This is a genomic window from Enterobacter sp. DTU_2021_1002640_1_SI_PRY_ASU_LCPMC_013 (genome assembly GCF_032389435.1).
Classification (GTDB): domain Bacteria; phylum Pseudomonadota; class Gammaproteobacteria; order Enterobacterales; family Enterobacteriaceae; genus Enterobacter; species Enterobacter hormaechei_C.
Genome location: NZ_CP135594.1, coordinates 1,529,825 through 1,548,947, shown reverse-complemented (window position 1 = coordinate 1,548,947; position 19,123 = coordinate 1,529,825). Strand labels below are relative to the sequence as shown.

General features: G+C 56.9%; 16 protein-coding genes and 1 pseudogene. 4 read left to right on the top strand and 13 right to left on the bottom strand.

The features are described from left to right. Positions 1-147: 147 nt before the first annotated feature. The 4 genes from poxB to RS584_RS07325 all read left to right on the top strand — a co-directional run bounded on the left by poxB (position 148) and on the right by RS584_RS07325 (position 5,459). Positions 148-1,866, top strand: coding sequence for a ubiquinone-dependent pyruvate dehydrogenase (gene poxB, locus RS584_RS07340; protein WP_032653119.1), 1,719 nt, complete (start codon positions 148-150; stop codon positions 1,864-1,866). A 38-nt stretch (positions 1,867-1,904) separates the two neighbouring features. Then, positions 1,905-2,906 (top strand): low-specificity L-threonine aldolase, encoded by a 1,002-nt coding sequence (ltaE, locus tag RS584_RS07335; RefSeq protein ID WP_022650711.1) that lies wholly within the window; start codon positions 1,905-1,907, stop codon positions 2,904-2,906. 10 nt (positions 2,907-2,916) lie between these two features. Next, a complete protein-coding gene (locus RS584_RS07330; RefSeq protein ID WP_315749177.1) occupies positions 2,917-4,353 on the top strand; it encodes an SDR family oxidoreductase in 1,437 nt (478 codons plus the stop codon). A gap of 92 nt (positions 4,354-4,445) precedes the next feature. Beyond that, entirely contained in the window at positions 4,446-5,459 is a 1,014-nt protein-coding gene (locus RS584_RS07325) for an NAD(P)-dependent oxidoreductase (RefSeq protein WP_315749175.1), read from the top strand. Positions 5,460-5,585: 126 nt separating this feature from the next. Here the strand turns inward: RS584_RS07325 and RS584_RS07320 are convergent, their stop codons facing one another. The 13 genes and pseudogenes from RS584_RS07320 to gspE form a co-directional block, all read right to left on the bottom strand. Next, on the bottom strand, positions 5,586-7,397 hold the full coding sequence (locus RS584_RS07320) for a glycoside hydrolase family 19 protein (protein ID WP_315749173.1): 1,812 nt from the start codon (positions 7,395-7,397) through the stop codon (positions 5,586-5,588). Between the two features lie 134 nt (positions 7,398-7,531). After that, positions 7,532-7,972, bottom strand: coding sequence for a type III secretion system invasion protein IagB (gene iagB, locus RS584_RS07315; RefSeq protein WP_315749171.1), 441 nt, complete (start codon positions 7,970-7,972; stop codon positions 7,532-7,534). A 102-nt stretch (positions 7,973-8,074) separates the two neighbouring features. Beyond that, positions 8,075-10,777, bottom strand: a pseudogene (locus RS584_RS07310) (glycosyl hydrolase family 18 protein). 255 nt (positions 10,778-11,032) lie between these two features. Continuing rightward, entirely contained in the window at positions 11,033-11,830 is a 798-nt protein-coding gene (locus RS584_RS07305; protein ID WP_315749169.1) for a prepilin peptidase, read from the bottom strand. Next, a complete protein-coding gene (gene gspM / locus RS584_RS07300; protein ID WP_047734150.1) occupies positions 11,827-12,312 on the bottom strand; it encodes a type II secretion system protein GspM in 486 nt (161 codons plus the stop codon). The genes RS584_RS07305 and gspM overlap by 4 nt, the downstream gene beginning before the upstream one ends. Next, positions 12,309-13,442, bottom strand: a complete 1,134-nt coding sequence (gene gspL, locus RS584_RS07295) for a type II secretion system protein GspL (RefSeq protein ID WP_315749166.1) — start codon at positions 13,440-13,442, stop codon at positions 12,309-12,311. Before gspL ends, gspM begins: the two co-directional genes overlap by 4 nt. A gap of 15 nt (positions 13,443-13,457) precedes the next feature. Continuing rightward, positions 13,458-14,468: a type II secretion system minor pseudopilin GspK gene (gene gspK / locus RS584_RS07290; RefSeq protein ID WP_047734154.1), complete on the bottom strand. Its 1,011-nt coding sequence runs from the start codon at positions 14,466-14,468 to the stop codon at positions 13,458-13,460. Further along, positions 14,465-15,124, bottom strand: a complete 660-nt coding sequence (gene gspJ / locus RS584_RS07285; RefSeq protein ID WP_315749164.1) for a type II secretion system minor pseudopilin GspJ — start codon at positions 15,122-15,124, stop codon at positions 14,465-14,467. The genes gspK and gspJ overlap by 4 nt, the downstream gene beginning before the upstream one ends. After that, entirely contained in the window at positions 15,121-15,501 is a 381-nt protein-coding gene (gene gspI / locus RS584_RS07280; RefSeq protein ID WP_315749162.1) for a type II secretion system minor pseudopilin GspI, read from the bottom strand. Before gspI ends, gspJ begins: the two co-directional genes overlap by 4 nt. Then, positions 15,494-15,979 (bottom strand): type II secretion system minor pseudopilin GspH, encoded by a 486-nt coding sequence (gene gspH / locus RS584_RS07275; RefSeq protein WP_032670233.1) that lies wholly within the window; start codon positions 15,977-15,979, stop codon positions 15,494-15,496. Before gspH ends, gspI begins: the two co-directional genes overlap by 8 nt. Continuing rightward, positions 15,979-16,428, bottom strand: a complete 450-nt coding sequence (gene gspG, locus RS584_RS07270; protein ID WP_315749159.1) for a type II secretion system major pseudopilin GspG — start codon at positions 16,426-16,428, stop codon at positions 15,979-15,981. The genes gspH and gspG overlap by 1 nt, the downstream gene beginning before the upstream one ends. Before the next feature lie 3 nt (positions 16,429-16,431). Next, complete coding sequence (gene gspF / locus RS584_RS07265) at positions 16,432-17,640, bottom strand: type II secretion system inner membrane protein GspF (RefSeq protein ID WP_017384864.1); 1,209 nt, start codon at positions 17,638-17,640, stop codon at positions 16,432-16,434. Continuing rightward, the gene (gspE, locus tag RS584_RS07260; RefSeq protein WP_047734160.1) at positions 17,640-19,118 is read right to left on the bottom strand and encodes a type II secretion system ATPase GspE; all 1,479 of its coding nucleotides are present in this window, start codon (positions 19,116-19,118) and stop codon (positions 17,640-17,642) included. Before gspE ends, gspF begins: the two co-directional genes overlap by 1 nt. Positions 19,119-19,123 lie beyond the last annotated feature (5 nt).

The window sequence follows — 19,123 nt, the reverse complement described above, 5'->3', positions numbered from 1 at the left end:
TACTGCCTGTACGGCAGCCCGTTATTTTTAGACTTTGCCAGGCGCGTCGCGCAGAAAAACCACCTGTACTTAAGGAATACTGAGCAGGCAATACAGCGACTTTCTTCTAAGCTTGTAAGCGATATCACATAAAGGAGACGGACAACCATGAAACAAACCGTGGCTGCATACATAGCGAAAACCCTTGAGCAGGCTGGCGTAAAGCGTATCTGGGGCGTCACTGGCGATTCTCTGAACGGACTCAGCGATAGCCTTAACAAGATGAAAACTATTGAGTGGATGCCCACCCGCCATGAAGAAGTCGCCGCCTTTGCCGCCGGTGCCGAAGCGCAGCTTACGGGTGAACTCGCCGTCTGTGCAGGTTCCTGCGGACCGGGAAACCTGCACCTCATCAACGGTCTGTTCGACTGTCACCGCAACCATGTTCCGGTGCTGGCGATTGCGGCTCACATTCCGTCATCTGAAATCGGTAGCGGCTATTTTCAGGAGACGCATCCGCAGGAGCTGTTCCGTGAATGCAGCCACTATTGCGAGCTGGTCTCATCGCCGGAGCAGATCCCACAGGTGCTGGCGATAGCCATGCGTAAGGCGATCCTGAATCGCGGGGTTTCGGTGGTTGTGCTGCCGGGGGACGTGGCGCTGAAGGCAGCACCTGAAACCGCCACCACCCACTGGTACTCTGCGCCACAGCCAACCATTACCCCTGCCGATGAAGAGCTGAAAAAGCTGGCTCAGCTGCTGCGATACTCCAGCAATATCGCCCTGATGTGCGGCAGCGGCTGCGCCGGCGCGCATAAAGAGCTGGTGGAATTTGCCGGTAAGCTGAAGGCGCCAGTTGTGCACGCCCTGCGCGGGAAAGAGCACGTTGAATACGATAACCCGTACGATGTCGGCATGACCGGGCTGATCGGTTTTTCCAGCGGCTTCCACACCATGATGAACGCCGACACGCTGATCCTGCTCGGCACCCAGTTCCCGTACCGCGCGTTCTACCCGACGGATGCCAAAATTATCCAGATCGACATTAATCCCGGCAGCATCGGCGCGCACAGCAAGGTGGATATGGCGCTTATCGGCGATATCAAATCCACCCTCGCCGCCTTGCTGCCGCTGCTGGAAGAAAAAACGGACCGCAAATTCCTCGATAAAGCCCTGAGCGATTATCGCGATGCGCGCAAGGGGCTGGACGATCTCGCCAAACCGAGCGAAAAAGCGATCCACCCGCAGTATCTGGCGCAGCAGATCAGCCACTTCGCCGACGACGATGCCATCTTCACCTGCGACGTAGGAACGCCCACCGTCTGGGCCGCGCGCTATCTGAAAATGAACGGCAAACGTCGCCTGCTTGGGTCGTTCAACCATGGCTCAATGGCCAACGCCATGCCGCAGGCGCTGGGTGCAAAGGCGACGGCACCGGAACGTCAGGTGGTGGCGATGTGCGGCGACGGCGGGTTCAGTATGCTGATGGGGGATTTCCTGTCGGTGGCGCAGATGAAGCTTCCGCTCAAAATCGTGGTCTTTAACAACAGCGTTCTGGGCTTCGTGGCAATGGAGATGAAGGCCGGAGGCTACCTCACGGACGGCACCGAACTGCACGACACCAACTTCGCCCGCATCGCCGAAGCCTGCGGTATCACCGGTATTCGGGTGGAGAAAGCCTCAGAGGTGGACGACGCCCTGCAACGCGCCTTCGCCATCGACGGCCCGGTGCTGGTGGATGTGGTGGTCGCCAAAGAAGAGCTGGCGATCCCGCCTCAAATCAAGCTGGAACAGGCCAAAGGTTTTAGCCTCTACATGCTGCGCGCCATCATCAGCGGGCGCGGTGACGAAGTGATCGAACTGGCAAAAACCAACTGGCTCAGGTAAAACATTTCACAAGACCTCTTAAATTAAAGGGATGTGAAATGATTGATTTACGTAGTGATACCGTTACCCGTCCGGGCCGCGCCATGCTCGAAGAGATGATGGCCGCCCCGGTCGGGGACGACGTCTACGGCGATGACCCGACGGTCAACGAACTCCAGCGCTATGCGGCAGAGCTGAGCGGTAAAGAGGCTGCCCTGTTCCTGCCCACCGGCACGCAGGCTAACCTGGTGGCACTGCTCAGCCACTGCGAGCGCGGCGAAGAGTATATCGTCGGGCAGGGGGCGCATAACTACCTGTACGAAGCCGGCGGCGCGGCGGTGCTTGGCAGCATCCAGCCGCAGCCGATCGATGCCGCGCCGGACGGTACGCTGCCGCTGGACAAAGTCGCGGCGAAAATCAAAGCCGACGATATTCACTTCGCCCGCACTAAACTGCTGAGCCTCGAAAACACCCATAACGGTAAAGTCCTGCCGCGCGAATACCTGAAAGCGGCATGGGACTTTACCCGCGAGCGTAAGCTCGGCCTGCACGTTGACGGCGCACGTATCTTCAACGCCGTGGTGGAGTACGGCTGCGAGCTGAAAGAGATCACCCAATATTGCGACTCGTTCACCATTTGCCTCTCTAAAGGGCTGGGTACGCCGGTAGGTTCTCTGCTGGTTGGCAGCGCGGACTACATCAGGCGCGCCAACCGCTGGCGCAAAATGACCGGCGGCGGGATGCGTCAGGCGGGTATTCTGGCGGCTGCCGGACTGTACGCCCTGAAAAATAACGTGTCACGCCTGAAAGACGATCACGACAATGCGGCGTGGATGGCAGCGCAGCTGCGTGAAATCGGCGCTGATGTCATGCGTCACGACACCAACATGCTGTTTGTCCGCGTCGGCGATGAGCATGCTGCCGCGCTGGGCGACTTTATGAAAGCCCGAGGCGTGCTGATTAACGCCTCTCCGGTCGTGCGGCTGGTGATGCATCTTGACGTTAACCGCGAGCAGCTGACCGAGGTGGTGAAACACTGGCAGGCGTTTTTACAGCGTTAAGGAGAATACCGTGCCGCAACGTATTCTGGTGCTCGGCGCCAGCGGGTATATCGGTCAGCATCTGACCACTGCGTTAAGCCAGCAGGGGCACCAGGTGCTGGCAGCGGCACGCAACACGGAACGCCTGCAAAAGCTACATTTGCCTGGCGTGACGTGTCACAACGTTGACCTTAGCTGGCCGAAAGCGCTTCCTGCGCTGCTGGAAGGGGTCGATACGCTTTACTACCTTGTCCACAGCATGGGCGAAGGCGGCGATTTTATCGCCCACGAGCGTCAGGTGGCGATGAACGTTCGTGATGCGCTGCTGCAAACGCCGGTGAAGCAGGTGATTTTTTTAAGCTCGCTCCAGGCGCCTGAGCACGAGCAGTCGGACCATCTGCGCGCCCGACAGCTGACGGCAGAAACGCTGCGAAGCGCCCGTATCCCCGTTACCGAACTGCGGGCAGGGATCATCGTCGGCGCGGGGTCCGCCGCGTTCGAAGTGATGCGCGATATGGTCTACAACCTGCCTGTGCTGACGCCGCCGCGCTGGGTACGCTCGCGCACCACGCCCATTGCGCTGGAGAATTTACTCCATTATCTGGTGGCATTGCTGGATCACCCGGCGGAGCAGCATCGCGTGCTGGAGGCGGCAGGTCCGGAAGTGCTGAGCTATCAGGCGCAGTTCGAACATTTTATGCGGGTGAGTGGCCGCCACCGCTGGCTGATCCCCGTCCCCTTCCCGACCCGCTGGATATCGGTGTGGTTTTTGAATGTGATCACCTCCGTGCCGCCGACGACCGCCAAAGCGCTTATCCAGGGGTTGAAGCACGATCTGCTGGCGGACGATCGCGCGCTGCGCGCCTTAATTCCCCAGGAACTCATCCGCTTTGACGACGCGGTGCGCAACACGCTGAAAGAGGAAGAGAAGCTGGTGAACTCCAGCGACTGGGGTTATGACGCGCAGGCGTTTGCCCGCTGGCGGCCCGAGTACGGCTATTATCCGAAACAGGCGGGCTGTACGGTAAAAACCACGGCCAGCCTGGCAGCGCTGTGGGAAGTTGTGAACCAGATCGGCGGCAAAGAGCGCTATTTCTTCGGCAATATTCTGTGGCAAACGCGCGGCGCGCTGGACCTGCTGGTCGGTCACCGGCTGGCAAAAGGCCGCCCTGCCCATCCCTGGCTGAAGGTGGGCGATACCGTCGACAGCTGGAAAGTGATTATTGTTGAGCCGGAAAAACAGCTGGCGCTGCTGTTTGGCATGAAGGCACCGGGGCTGGGGCGGCTCTGCTTCACCCTCAAGGACAACGGCGACCATCGTGAACTGGACGTTCGGGCATGGTGGCATCCGCACGGAATGCCGGGTCTATTTTACTGGTTGCTGATGATCCCGGCACACCTGTTTATCTTCCGCGGAATGGCGAAACGGATTGCGCAACTGGCAGAAGAAAAGCGGGAAAATAACTAAATAAAACTCTTAATCTTTCACCTTTCCCATTGCAACACATCGTAATTCACGAAAGAATGCGCACGAAATTCTTTTCAACACAGTGGATTGTTATGAAGGTACTGGTTACCGGGGCGACCAGCGGTTTAGGCCGAAATGCGGTCGAGTTTCTGCGCAACAAAGGCATCAGCGTGAGGGCCACCGGTCGCAATGAGGCGATGGGTAAGCTCCTGCAAAAAATGGGCGCTGAATTTGTCCATGCCGATCTGACGGAGCTGGTCTCCTCTCAGGCCAAGGTGATGCTCGCCGGTATCGATACGCTGTGGCACTGCTCCAGTTTTACCTCTCCGTGGGGTACCCAGGAAGCCTTTGATCTCGCTAACGTGCGCGCCACGCGTCGTCTGGGCGAATGGGCCGTCGCCTGGGGCGTGCGTAACTTTATTCATATCTCCTCCCCGTCGCTCTATTTCGACTATCACCACCATCGTGATATTCAGGAAGATTTCCGCCCGGCGCGCTTCGCCTGTGAGTTTGCCCGCAGTAAAGCGGCGGGCGAAGAGGTGATCGACCTGCTGGCCCAGTCAAACCCGCACACCCGCTTTACCGTGCTGCGTCCGCAGAGCCTGTTTGGGCCGCACGACAAAGTCTTTATCCCGCGACTGGCCCAGATGATGCACCACTACGGCAGCGTGCTGTTACCGCGCGGCGGCGATGCGCTGGTGGACATGACCTATTACGAAAATGCCGTTCACGCCATGTGGCTGGCGAGCCAGTCGGAATGCGATAAGCTGGTGTCGGGCCGCGCGTACAACATCACCAACGGCGAACCCTGTACCCTGCGCAGCATTGTGCAAAGGCTGATTGACGAGTTAAAGATCGACTGCCGGATCCGTTCCGTTCCCTACCCGATGCTGGACATGATTGCCCGCAGCATGGAGCGCTTTGGCAGTAAATCGGCGAAAGAGCCTGCACTGACGCATTACGGTGTGTCGAAGCTCAACTTTGATTTTACGCTGGATATTTCGCGGGCGGAGAACGAGCTGGGATATAAACCGATTGTATCGCTGGATGAAGGGATAGTGCGTACGGCGGCGTGGTTACGGGATCACGGGAAACTTCATCGTTAGCCTTTTGCCCGGTGGCGGCTGCGCCTTACCGGGCCTACAACTGCACCGTACTGTCCCCTCGCCCCCTTGGGGTGAGGGGAAAGAGCAGACACTAAAACGGCAACCCTGGGGGTTGCCGTTTGCTGTTTATAACGCCGTCCAGGCTTCAGCCCATGCCAGACCTGCGCCAGGTTCATAGTACGTCGGCGCATTGTTACACCAGCCGCTGTACGGGAACGGTTTGCACTGGAACAGTTTACCGTGGTTGTTCACGATATCACCGGCGTTGTACTTGCTGTTCGCGCTCCATGCCGGGTAAGACGTATCTTCTCCGGATGGCGTTGCCGCTTTCGCTTTCACGTTCAGCAGGTAAGACGTGGTGCTGCTCAGTTCGCCATCGCTGACGGTCAGGCTTACTTCATACTGCTGCGCCGTCGCAGACTCTGGCGCTGTAAAGGTCACAACCGCTTTGTCCTGACCGGTAACAGTCTGACCATCCTGGGAACGCCAGGTATACGTCAGCGGGTTACCATCTGGATCGGTTGAGCCTTCGGCGCTCAGAGAAACCTGCGCACCTGCTTCCACTGCACCGATCGGACCGGCAATCTGCGCAACCGGCGCGTGGTTCACCACAACCGGCGTTTCATCCGGCGTTGGGGTTGGTGCCGGCGTTGCATCGTCGGATGGCGTCGGTGTTGGCGTGACCGGCGTTTCGTCCGGGGTCTCGGAAGAACCCTCGTCGTTAACAATTTTCACGTTAAAGAAGTGCTGCACGCACTTGCTGTAGTCACCGTCTTTAAATGCGCTGAACGGGGTCTGGTAGCCCACCAGCTGGCAAGAGTAGGTTTTGCCGTCCGGGGTATCCGCGCTCCATCCCCAGTCCTGTTCCCAGTAAATCTTCAGGGCGCCTGCGCCACCTTCGTCGAACTGCTTCATGTTGGCGCAACCCAACACTTCGTTCGCCGGAACAGGCACTTTCAGGTAGTTCGCAAACTCTTTGTAGTACTTGATACGGTTTTGAGACTGCGCAATTTCAGTCGGGCCGCCGCACTCAACGCCGCCGTTGATGATCTGGGTGGTCACACCGAAGCCCGGAACCAGACCGTTGGCTTTATCGTGATCGTTCGGCTGCCATGTACCGTCGATCACCTGCAACATGCTTGGTTTTGGCGGCTGCGGATAGGCGAAGAAGAAGATTGCACTCGCCAGGTTCAGCCAGGTGTCCGCCACCAGCTCGGGTTTGTCGAGCAACGTACGCACGTCGCCATACATCGCTTCAGAGAATGGGCCGTAGTTGTAGTTGTAGGACAACTGTTTCGCCCCACGACCGAAGTAGCTCAGGAAATCGCCGTCTTTATCTTTACCGCAAGGCCAGGTCTGCCCCTGCCAGACCTCCGGGTTACATTCGCCGTTATAACCGCCCTTCTGCCCTTCGCTCCAGCCCATTTCACGCACGTGGACCAGCGCCTGACGCCATTCGGCTTCCGGACGCCAGCTTTCGTGGCCACCGGTCTCCTGGGCAAAGTGGGCAAACATGGTGGCCAGCTCTTTGCGACAAATAGCGTCGCTGTCACGACCGTCATTGTAGGTCTTACACAGCGCCGGGAATTTACCCACGGCCTTCAGGAAGTTGCTGTAGGTATAGGCCTGCGCGCGCAGCGGGAAGAGATATTCCCAGTCGCTGGCTTTCACAATCCCTTCAACGCGCTTAACGTTGTCCGGGTTCGCCGCCCGGCCTGGCTCAATCAGTTCAACCTGCGCGTTATCCAGCGTCTGGATGGTCTCTTTAACCGAAGCCATCAGCGGGAAGTCCGTCAGTTCCTTCTCTTTCTTCGCCAGATCGCTGGCTTTGATGGTGTACGGCTCACTGCTGGTCTCCTTCAGGTTAGCAGCCTGAGCCATGAGTGGCGCCACGCAGGCTCCCGCAATGAGTACACTCAGTAACGTCCTTTTGTTCATTTCAGTTTTCCTGTTCGTTTAAAATTAAATGTTAAAATCCCGGCTTAGGTATTACTCCGTTAATACATAAACCACATTCAGCTGTTTTCACTTTTCGAAGAACACCTTCAGGAATTCTTCAAAAATAAAAAACGTTAATAACGTGCTGCTAATTTCAGTTGCTGATATTTGGCCCAGACCTTATGGGCATATTTCATCCTCTGCGGATAATTTTCTTTTTTTAGTCCGGCGTTATACGCGCCAACGGCTTCCCAGTTATAGCCATACACCCTGATCATCCCGGCGAGGATAGAAGCCCCGACCATGATCGAGGTACACGGCTCCGTGATTAATCGGTATTCGTCGATTCCTCTGCTTTCCAGCGCGGTAAAATGCGAACTGTTGATTTGCATCAGCCCGACATCCCGCGTGCCATCGCGGTTTTGCCCAACCGCATACGGATTCATTCCGGATTCCACATTCGCTATCGCATACAGTAAATAAGGGTCGACATGATAATAATGCGCCGCTTTATTCCAACAGTTTGCCGGAGCGCTTTGGCTTATTATCAATAACAACAAAATCAACTTTTTCATTTTTACCTGCTGACAGTTTCGGTTATTTCTCCTTACCAACATCCTGTAAAATGAATTTTGAATCACTCCCCCTCTAAAAGGGGGAGTCATTAATGGGTTAGATTATTTGCAATCTGTTGATGCGCCTTCTTTTACCCATACGTCGCTGTTGGCTGGATTATCACCACGGGTCCACCATTTCGCACGGTAAACGTTTCCTTCATAGGTGGTGGTGTCGCCGCCGTTGTAGACCAGGTCAGAACGCCAGTTCATCTTCACGTTGCTCACCAGCTCCCATGCATCCACACCGAAGCCAGGCTGATTGCCCTGAGTCCAGTACTTCGCTTTCCACACCAGATGGTCGAAGCTTACGGTATCGCCACCGTTGTAGATTTTGCTGGATTCCCACGCCGCATATTTGCTGGCATTAGCATCCACAGGTGCATCGCAGCTCCCTTTGTCAGACGGTGGAGTCACATCATCAGCCGGAGGGGTAACGTCATCCGCCGGGTTAGTGTCTTCGTCAGCTGGCACAGGTGCAGGCGCCGCTTTCGGATTCACGGTGACCTGGACGTTAGACTGCACGCTGGTCTTACCGTCGCTCACAACCACGCTCAGGGTGTAGGTAGACGTCGAGCTTACTTCCGGCGCAGTGATGTTCACGTTCGCGGAGTCAGTCCCGGTAGCGTGCATATCTGCTGGTACACTCCAGGCGTAGGTCAGCGCATCTCCGTCTGGATCCGCGGCCTGGGCATGCAGCGCATAGGTTTCACCTGATTCAAGCGTGATCGCTTCCATTGGGTTTAAAACCGGTGCCTGGTTAGCTTTCGGCGCCTTGTTCACCACCTGGACATCAATCGCGTTGCTCAGGCCTTTTGCATCGGTCACCGTCAGGCGGAACACCATGGTCTGGTCGGACGTCGCGGCGGCAACGTTAAAGGTCGCTTTCGCTTTGGTGCTGTTGGTGATGGTGACAGACGGACCAGAGACCTGAGTCCATTTGTAGGTAATCGCATCGCCATCAGGATCGCTTGAAGCAGAGCCATCGAGCGTGACGGTTACCGGGCCAGACACGTTCTGATCGGCAGAGGACGCGATTGGCGCGTGGTTGGTGACCACCGGATCAACCGGCGTAGCGTCACCGCCCAGCAGGCTTTCGTTCATCGCGTTCAGGATGTCGCCGGTGTCAGAGTCGATAGACCATGCGAACAGGCCACCCAGTTTATTCGCCAGAACATACTTACCTTTCGCCGTGGTTGAACGCGCATCTTCATACGTGATCAGGTCGCCGGTAGTTTTGTTGAAGACGTAAGGGGCTTCCGCATCAGCGTCGTAGCCGTATTCCCAGCCTGGTTTGCCTTTGTATTCGTTAACGATCTGACGATAGTCAACCACGCCGGGTTCCCAGGTCCCTTTCACCATACCCGTAGCGGTGCCGGTGAAAGGATTGTTACCGGTGTAGCCATGCACGCCGGTCCAGCCGCGGCCATACATTCCCGCACCCACCACGATCTTGCCCGGTTGTACGCCCTGGGAAAGCAGCGCGTTAACGCCATTTTCAGTGGTGTAGTCAGTGTCCGGACGCCATGCTGGCGCGCGCAGCGCCGCCTAGTGGCCGAGAACGGTGTTGCTCCAGCCGCCGTAGAAGTCATAGCTCATCAGGAAGATGTGGTCGAGGTACTGCTGAGCGGCAGTGTAATCCACGTCTTCGATCTTATCGCGGCCTGCACCGATGGCGCTGGTCAGTTCATAGGTACGTCCCGTCTGTGCAGACAGCTCGTTCAGCATGGTGCGCAGGTCGTGCATCAGTGCGGTATAGGTCGCTTTATCCTGCTGCGGGTTACCCAGATTTTCGCTCACACCGCCACCACCAGGGAATTCCCAGTCGATATCCACGCCGTCAAAGAATTTCCAGGTCTGGAGGAACTCTTTCACAGAAGAGACAAAGCGTGCGCGGATAGCCGGGTCACCCATGTGGAAGAAGGGATCGGAGAGCGTCCAGCCGCCGATAGATGGCAGCACTTTCAGGTCCGGATGCGCTTTTTTCAGCGCCATCAGCTGACCAAAGTTACCTTTGTACGGGTCGTCCCAGCCGGAGACGCCAGCCTGTGGTTTTTGCAGCGCAGCCCATGGGTCGTGGATCGCCACGGTATAGTCAGGACGGCCCTTACAGTCGTTCTGGAGCACGCGGAAGCTGTTGCCGCCTTCAATGGTTTTCAGGCCGTCGTTGATGCCGTCACCGCCACAGATTGGAATGAAGCCGTACAGAATGTGGTTGAGGTTTGCCGCAGGGATCTTATCAACCGGGAAGTTACGGTCATAAACGCCCCACTCCGGGAAGTAGGCCGCAACCACTTTATCGGTATGCTTCGCAAACGCTTTGTTATTCTCTTTGAGAGACGTATTCAGCGGCAGCAGGTGGCTACCGTCGGTGTCTGCCACAATAATCAGCTTGCTGGCGCTTTTCGCACAGCCGCTGGCGTTACAGACTTCAACCTGTTCCTGATAACGCCCGCCTTTTTTCACTTTAAACGTTGCAGAGCCCGTCGCGCCGGCTGCGCCGGTCCATACGGTCTGTCCGTCCAGCAGAACTTTCGCAGAAGTTGGCGCATCACCACTCCAGACGTTCCACTCAACTTTTACATCCACGCCATCGTTATGCACTTTGACAAGATTGTTATAATCCTGGGCAGCCTGATCCACTTCCACCAGGGCAAATTTGTCATTGCCATAGCCGATCGTCGGTGCACCTGGCGCTGCTGCAAATGCGGAGCTGGTTGCCGCCGCAATAAAGAGCGCCAGATATTTTGGCTTCATAAATTTCATTTTTATTTCCTGATAAATTTATTCGTAACGTAATAACCCATGTCTTCCGTGAGATCATGGATGCGTTTCGCGTAATGCGTATTTAACCAACGTGAGTGTCGTGAACAAAAAAATTGTTGCTGCGTTGTATTCCTCCATTAAAAGATACAAGCCCAGATTCCGTGTAGCTTATATCCTTTACGATACACTGAGCATAAAGAGACGTCCTTCTCTTCTACCATCGAAAAAACTCATAAAAAATCTTGACCTGTATATTTAAAATGTGAAAGCGAATTGCTGACTCATAAACACCCCTATTCCAGCAAAGGCGAGATAAGGACCAAAAGAAATAGTGAGGTTATTTTTATTTAAATTATTTACGGCGAAATAACCGACAATACCGCTTAGCGCTGCCGCCAGTTCAATGGAGGGCAACGCCTGCCAGCCGCACCAGGCACCCAGCGCCGCCAGTAGCTTAAAATCCCCGTAACCCACACCTTCTCGTCCCGTGATCAGACGAAAAGCCCAGTAGAGCAGCCAGAGCGACAGATAGCCCGCCACCGCGCCGAACAGCGCATCGCGTAGCGGCAACGTGTGGTCAAACGCATGGAGCACTAACCCCGCCCACAGCAGCGGCTGGGTCAGGCAGTCCGGAAGCAACTGATGCTGCCAGTCGATCATGGCCAGCGGCAGTAAAAAAGCCGCCAGTAACCACAAAGAGAACAGCGCCTGAACGTCCGGCATGCACCAGGCCGTGATGCCAAAAAACAGCGCGGAGACCAGTTCGACCAGAAAGAGTCGCAGCGGGATCGCGCTCCCGCACTGGTGGCAGCGTCCCCGTAATAACATCCAGCTGAGCAGCGGGATATTTTCCCACGCGGCAAGCGCGTGCTGGCACACCGGACAGTGCGAGGCCGGAAAGAGCAGATTGCCACTCCCCTCCTCATCCATCACCATCCCCGGTACGCGCTCGGCGACAACGCCAAGAAAACTGCCCACAATGCCGCCCAGGATCGCACTCATTATCGGGAACCCTACCGGGCAGGCGTCCCGCATCAGCGAAAAGGTATTCATGCGTTTCTTGACCAGGTGAGCTGCACCTGCGCTTTCACGTCGCTGAGGTGGTCCACCGGCGTGAGGTTTATTTTTTGCAGTCTCACGCCGGAGGTCTGATTAATTTCACGCAGCCAGCTTTTTAATTCATAAACATTCACCCGATTCACCACGAACGATAAAGTTTGCCCCTCCTGGCGCACATCCGTCAGTGAAAGGTTAATTTCATGGGCGCTATTCTCGACCACCGTACGCGGATTATTCGTTTTGACTATCTGGACCTGAAGATGATTTTTATCAATTTCACTGCGCATCCAGTTAAGCGTCTCTTTTTGTCTTTTAAGCGTCGATTTACTATTTTGAATCATATTATCCAGGGGGATCACTCCCGTGTAATACACCGCCGCCCCCACAATGGCAACGGCACATATTTTTAAAATAATTTTTTCCCGGGCGCTGTAATTCTGATAGCGTGATTTCAGCTGCGCGATTCGCTCTTTCATTTATGTTTCCCTGCGATCATGGCGGTATACGGTTCGGTTGTTGAAACAGGCTGTAAGGTAAAATCAAAATTCTCACTGGTCTGGTTAACAAACGCCTGCAACGCGGGCTGATTTTGCGCGCTGACGCTCAGCTTCAGGGTGTTTTGCTGCGCATCGTACTCCAGCAGTTCGATCTCCATCGCAGGAACTGACTGCCGGGCGTTCTCCAGCTCCTCAAGCTGAAGAAAGAACCCCTTACTCTGTTTTTTCAGGCTTTGACCAAAGTGATATTTGATATTGGTCTGCTGGCGCATGCTGGGGAAATGGTGCTGATAAACCAGGACGATCTCCTCCTGCACCCGATTTTCCTGCTGCACCAGCATCCAGGCCATCGCAATGCGTGGCCCCAGCAGCAGAGCAACAGACAGCACGCCCGCCGTCACCATCGCGGCTTTCATACTTTTCGCCGCCCGCCCATGACCGGCCTTGAGGCTGAAATCACCGTGAAGCAGGTTAACGCGACAGGTTTGCCACTGCGGCTGGATCAGCGCCAGTGGGTGCTGCCAGGTATGCTGCACGTCAACGTGCACCTTCGCAGGCGCATCGCCGTAGCACCGCACTTCCCCGACCCCAGCTTTCTGCATTAACAGCGGCAGCAGGGTTGCCTCCATTTCACCCGCCACATGGGGCGATAAACGCAGCCAGTAGCCATCATCCTGCGCGACCAGCGTGCTGCCCCCTGCCGTCACGGGCAGCAGCCAGGCATCAGGCAGGGCCTGAATCACGTTTAATCCGGCCTCCTGACAGCGGGTTAATGCCGCGCGCAGGCGGTCGGCGTCAATGGCCACGGCGTCGACGTCGGCGCCTTTTTTGTGGAGTACCGTCCAGTGCAGGTTGTCTACGTCGCCAATCAGCGTCTCTTCCGCCATCCACGAGAAGGCCATCGCCTGAGAAACCACCTTTTTCGGCAGCGTAAAATGGCGGAAAATCATGTCGCTGGCGGGCAACAGGAGACAAACGCGCGTAGCCAGGGGGTGTTCGGCCAGCATCTCCAGGCTGTCGACCACCTCGACGCGCTCGCTGCCGGACTCACACCACATTATTTTCCCGCACTCGCGGCTGTCGGGACGAACAAAAAGTACCTGTTTCATAACGTTCTACTTTTCTTATTCAATCATTCGGTAACGACGCTGCCACGTCACGATCTCACCGGCTTCGTTATTCACCTGAAGCTGGCTGACCACGCGAAGCGTTAATTCATCGGTATTGCCGGTGTAATTCACGCGGAAGTACCGGCTGTTTATAGAAAATTGATCCGCCACCTGCGGGAGATCGTCTTTTAACTGCGGGAAGGTCTGCTCCAGCGCTTTGCTGAACGCTTCCATATTTTCCCAGCCCGATTCCGGACGCGCATCCAGCAGGCGAACGGCGTCATCCCACGTCAGTTTTCCCGGGAACATGGCCGCCAGCACGGCGGCCTGTTCCGGTTGCAGGGTGTTGACATCGACCTTGCTGGCAGCGTCCGGCAGCGCGCATAACAGCTTGCTCACCTTCGGATACGCCGTAACAGGGAACGCCGGCAGCAGTTTGATTTCCGCGATGCTGCGCATCATCTGATTTGCCGGTTGCTGCGCGGGCACGACGCCAGCCCACGCATCGCTTTCGGCGCCCTCCTTCGCCGTGGTGCTGTCACCATCGAGATAATCCACCAGCTGGAAATAGACCGCCTCCGCCGTGCCCGGGCTGAGGCCGCTTTCCGTCAGGAGTTGTTCTACAATCCGCGCTTTACGCGGTTTTTCCGCCACCGCGGGAGCGCTTTGCCCCTGGGGTGCGACGTCGACGGTCAACAGGTTATTGACGTTAAAGCAGTCCTGCGCATCTTCCACCTGGCTCACGACCGTGTAGTCCTCACCCTGCGTCTCGAGCGGCTGATGCCAGTCGCCGTCCAGCGCCAGCGGCTTGCTCTCGCCGCTGGCGTCGGTCTGTAACCGGTCCTTCACCACTTTTTCCTGGGCCTGCATCGCCCAGCGCAGCTGCTGCTGGCTTACCTGATAATGCGTTTTCTGCAAATTACGGCAGAACTGCTGGCTGATTTTGGCGGCCAGCGCCGACATCATTACCAGCAAAATCAGCACCACCAGCAGGGCGACGCCCTGTTGTTGACGGATTCGGTTCATGGTCTGGTCTCCGGCGAAGGGGCAGGCGCAGGGGCTGCATCCGGGGTCGTCCCAGGCGCGTCGGCGGCTTTCTCTGGCGCCGCGTCAGCGGCCACCTCCGGCATCTCACCCGGCGTGGTGAACACCCAGCGCCAGGTATCTCCGTTTTCCATCGTCAACGTAACCTCCACGCCGTCCGGCAGATGGGCGGCGTCGTGCCAGGCTGTCAGCCAGCCCTGACGATAAAACCGCCACTGCAATGATTTTACGCCGCTGACAATCGGCACTTCGTCAGGCTTAACGTCCGCCTGGCCGTCAATGACCGGCCAGACGTCGCGATACAAACGCCCCTCTTCCAGCCGCCAGCGCACGCGCTCCAGCTGGACCGTTCCGCTCACGCCATTCAGGGTGGTCAGTTCAAGAGCATCGCCCTCCTGACGAAACAGCTCCGGCTCATTACGTGGGGCGCGCGCCTGAAGCTGGAAAAAATCACGCTCCATCAGACTCCAGGCGCGCTGAAGCTGGTTGAGCTTTGCGGCGCTGGCATCGGTGGCCGAGCTGGTACGCATCGCGCCGTCCAGAATTTGCCAGGCCAGGGTGCTGATCACCGCGAAGATAGTCAGCGCAATCATGATCTCCAGCAGGGTAAATCCGCGCTGGCGTCGCGTTTTCTTCACTTGCTCTCTCCCGGCGGAATGATGCGCAGGGAAATAACCGGCTGGCTCTCATCGCCTTCCGCATATACGTGTAGGGTATTCGCCCAGACGTTGTCGGCGGTTTTCACCCGCTGCTTACGCCAGTTCCAGCTGCGCCCGCCCATGATTTCCGTCCCCTGCTGTTCAGCATCCGGGAAGTCGGTTCTGGTGAGCTGTGCTTCCGCCAGCTGGTTTTCCGCAACCCAACTGGCCTGCAAGGTATCGGCCAGGCCATGGGTAAAACGTACGTTCAGGGAGACCGAGTTCATCAGCGCCAGCGCGGCGGTGGAGAAAATCACCAGCGCGACCATCACCTCCAGCAGCGTCATCCCCTTTTGCTTTTTGTTGCCGTTAACCATCGTTTTCTACCGATACCGGCGCCGCACCGTGCGACACCACGCGGAAATGGTGCTGTTTGTCGTAACTTTGCAGCGTCAGCGTAAAGCGGCTGATTTCACCGTCCGGTAGAAAGATCACCTGCGGCTCGGACGCCACCGTCGCGGCCAGGCGCTGCGGCGAAAGCGACACGTGCATCTCTTCCGGAAAATCACCTTTGGTGGTAATACGTCCGGCAGATAATGGCACCCAGTGACGTTCGCCTTTTTTATCGGCGATCGTCACCAGCTGATATTTATCGGTGGCGATCACCAGCCCGACAATATTTCCGTCCATCACCGCACGGTCTGAACCATAATCAACGAGCGCTTTGAGTTGCTGGCCAAATATATCCGCGCCGCTGCGCGAAGGAATGGTGGAAACCACCATCATGGCGCAACTGGCAAATATCACCAGCGCCAGAATAATTTCCAGCAACGTAAAGCCGCGTTGATTTTTCATTATTTCTCTTTTTTATCCAGAGACCAGTTGGTAATGTCATCGGCGGTATTGGCTTCGCCGTCCGGACCGGCTGAGAAGACGTCCACCGCGCCGTGTTCACCCGGGCTCACCAGAAGATAATCATTGCCCCAGGGATCCTGCGGCAGGCGACGGATATAGCCGTCCGTGCGGTAGCCGTTCGGAATTGGCGCGATTTCAGGTTTGGTCACCAGCGCCTGCAAACCCTGCTCTGTGGTCGGGTAGCGGTGGTTATCCAGCTTGTACATATCCAGCGAGCCTTCGAGCGCGACAATATCGCTGGTTGCTTTTTGCGTATCGGCTTTTTCCTTATTGCCCATTAAATTTGGCACCACCATACTCGCCAGTACGCCGAGAATAACAATGACCACCATTAATTCGAGCAATGTAAAGCCCGCCTGGCGAGCCAGGTTATTACGTTTTAAAGCCATGATTTAACCTACCATATTATTAAGTTGCAGAAGCGGTTGTAATATTGACAGAACGATGAATAAAACAATCGTCGCCATGGATACCACCAGCGCCGGTTCAAAGACCGACAGCGTTAATGTAATTCGATGTTGTAAGGCCGATTCCTGATTTTCCGCCGCGCGATCCATTAAATTACCTAATTCCCCGCTCTCTTCACCGGAGGCAATCATATACAGCATGGTTGGCGGGAATAATTTCGCCTGTTCCAGCGCCGCATACAGCGACGCCCCCTGGCGCACGGTGTCGGCGGCCTGCTCCAGCACCTGCCGGGCATAGCGGTTTTCAATACCGTCCATCGCGATATACATTCCCTCCAGCAGCGGCACGCTACTGGCCTGCAAAATGCTCAGGGTACGGATATAGCGGGCGCTGTTGATGGCGCAGACCAGCTTTTTAATCGGCGAGCCGTTCACCAGCCAGCTGTGCCAGCGAAAACGGTTTTTGGCATTCCTCAGCCAGGTTTTGAAGCCGATAAAGCCGCCCCCCAGAATGCCCACAATATAAATGCCCCAGGCTTGCAGGAAATCACTGACCGCAATCAGCGTCCGGGTGGTGATCGGCAGCTGCTGCTTCATGTGGGTGAACTGCTCAATCACCTGCGGCACCACCGCCACCAGCAGGATGCTGATGACCGCGATGGCGACCACGGTGAGGGTTATCGGGTAGACCATTGCCTGCGTCAGCTTGCTTTTCATCTTCTGGCGCTGCTCGTTGTACTCCGCCAGCTTTTCCAGCACGTCGCCCAGGTGACCGGTTTTCTCCCCGGCCATCACCAGCGTGCAGTAAAGCTTGTCGAAGGTGCGCGGAAACTGGCTGAAGGCATCGAACAGGGTATGGCCTTCCACCACCTTCTCGCGGATCTCCACCACCATCGCCGCCAGCTTTTTGTCTTCCGTCTGCTTTGAGATCGCTTTCAGCGCGCTCTCCAGCGGCAGCGCGGCGTTGACCAGCGTCGAAAGCTGACGGGTAAACATCGACAGCACCGGAGTGGAGAGCTTCACCCCGGTTTTCGCTTTCCCGCCAGCCGCCGTTTCGCGGGTTTCGGTGATGCTGACGGGCATCAGCTTTTGCTCGCGAAGCCACTGGCGAACCTGCTTCTGCCCCTCGGCCTGTAACGTCCCGCGCTGTGTTTTCCCCGCGGCATCCGTCGCCGTCCAGGCGTAGAAAGCCATTACGCATCCCCCCCACGTTCGGCGGTGACGCGCATGACCTCTTCCAGAGACGTCACGCCGCCGATCACCTTCAGCAGCCCGTTTTCACGCAGGCTGTAGGCCTGCTTAAAGAGCTGCGTTTCGAGGGACATTTCGTCCTTATCTTCATGGATGGCGCGGCGCATGGCGCTGTCCACCACCAGAAATTCATGAATACCGGCGCGGCCCTGATAGCCGCTCTGACGGCAGTGTTCGCACCCCACCGCGCGGTAAATCGCTTCTGGCGGCGCGGCCATAAAGCTGAACAGCGCTTTTTCATTGGCGTCCAGCGGACTGGTGGCCCGGCAGTGCGTACACAGCCGACGCACCAGACGCTGGGCAATGACACCGAGCAACGATGAACCGATTAAGAAGGACTCCAGCCCCATATCCCGCAGACGGGTTATCGCCCCTGCGGCACTGTTGGTGTGCAGCGTCGACATTACCAGGTGACCGGTCAGCGACGCCTGCACCGCAATCTGGGCGGTCTCACCGTCGCGAATTTCCCCGATCATCACCACGTCCGGGTCCTGACGCAGAATGGCGCGCAGCCCGCGGGCAAAGGTCATGTCCACGCGCGGGTTAACCTGCGTCTGCCCCACCCCTTCCAGCTCGTACTCAATCGGGTCTTCCACGGTCAGAATGTTGCGTTCGTGGCCGTTCAGCGCCGAGAGTATGGCGTACAGCGTGGTACTTTTACCGGAACCCGTCGGGCCGGTAACGAGGATGATCCCGTGCGGGCGGTCGATCAGCCCTTTCAGCTTCTCCAGCTCTTCATCAATCAGCCCCAGCTTGTTGATGTCGGGCTTCAGATTGCTTTTATCGAGCAGGCGCATCACCACGCGCTCGCCGTACTGGGACGGAATGGTCGAGACGCGCACGTCGATGGCCTTGCGACCGATGCGCAGGGAGATACGGCCATCCTGCGGGAGGCGTTTCTCGGCGATGTCCAGTTTCGACATCACCTTAATACGCGACACCAGCAGCGGGGCGAGCTTACGCGCCGGTTGCAGCACCGGGCGCAGCACGCCGTCAACGCGAAAGCGAATGCTCAGGGTGCGCTCGAAGGTTTCGATATGAATATCCGACGCGCCCTCCTTCACCGCCTCGCCGAGAATGGCGTTGATCAGGCGGATCACCGGCGAGTTTTCGTCGTTATCGAGCAGATCTTCGTTATCCGGGATCTCCTCGGTTAACGCCATCAGATCGATATCCGCGTCCATGTCGTCCACCAGCTGCTGCGACACGCCGCTGCTCTGCTGCCAGATTTTGGCCAGCATCTCGTCAAACGCTTCCGGCGCCAGGGTAACCGGGACAAACGCGCATCCCAGCACCCGGCGCACCTCCAGCAGCGCTAACGCCGGGGTGTCCTCACGGATATAGACGTCATTATTGTAAAGCAGAACGCCGTTTTCTTTTGCGTAGTTGCTGCTACACAAGGTTTTAGTCAGTTCGTCCACGGTTC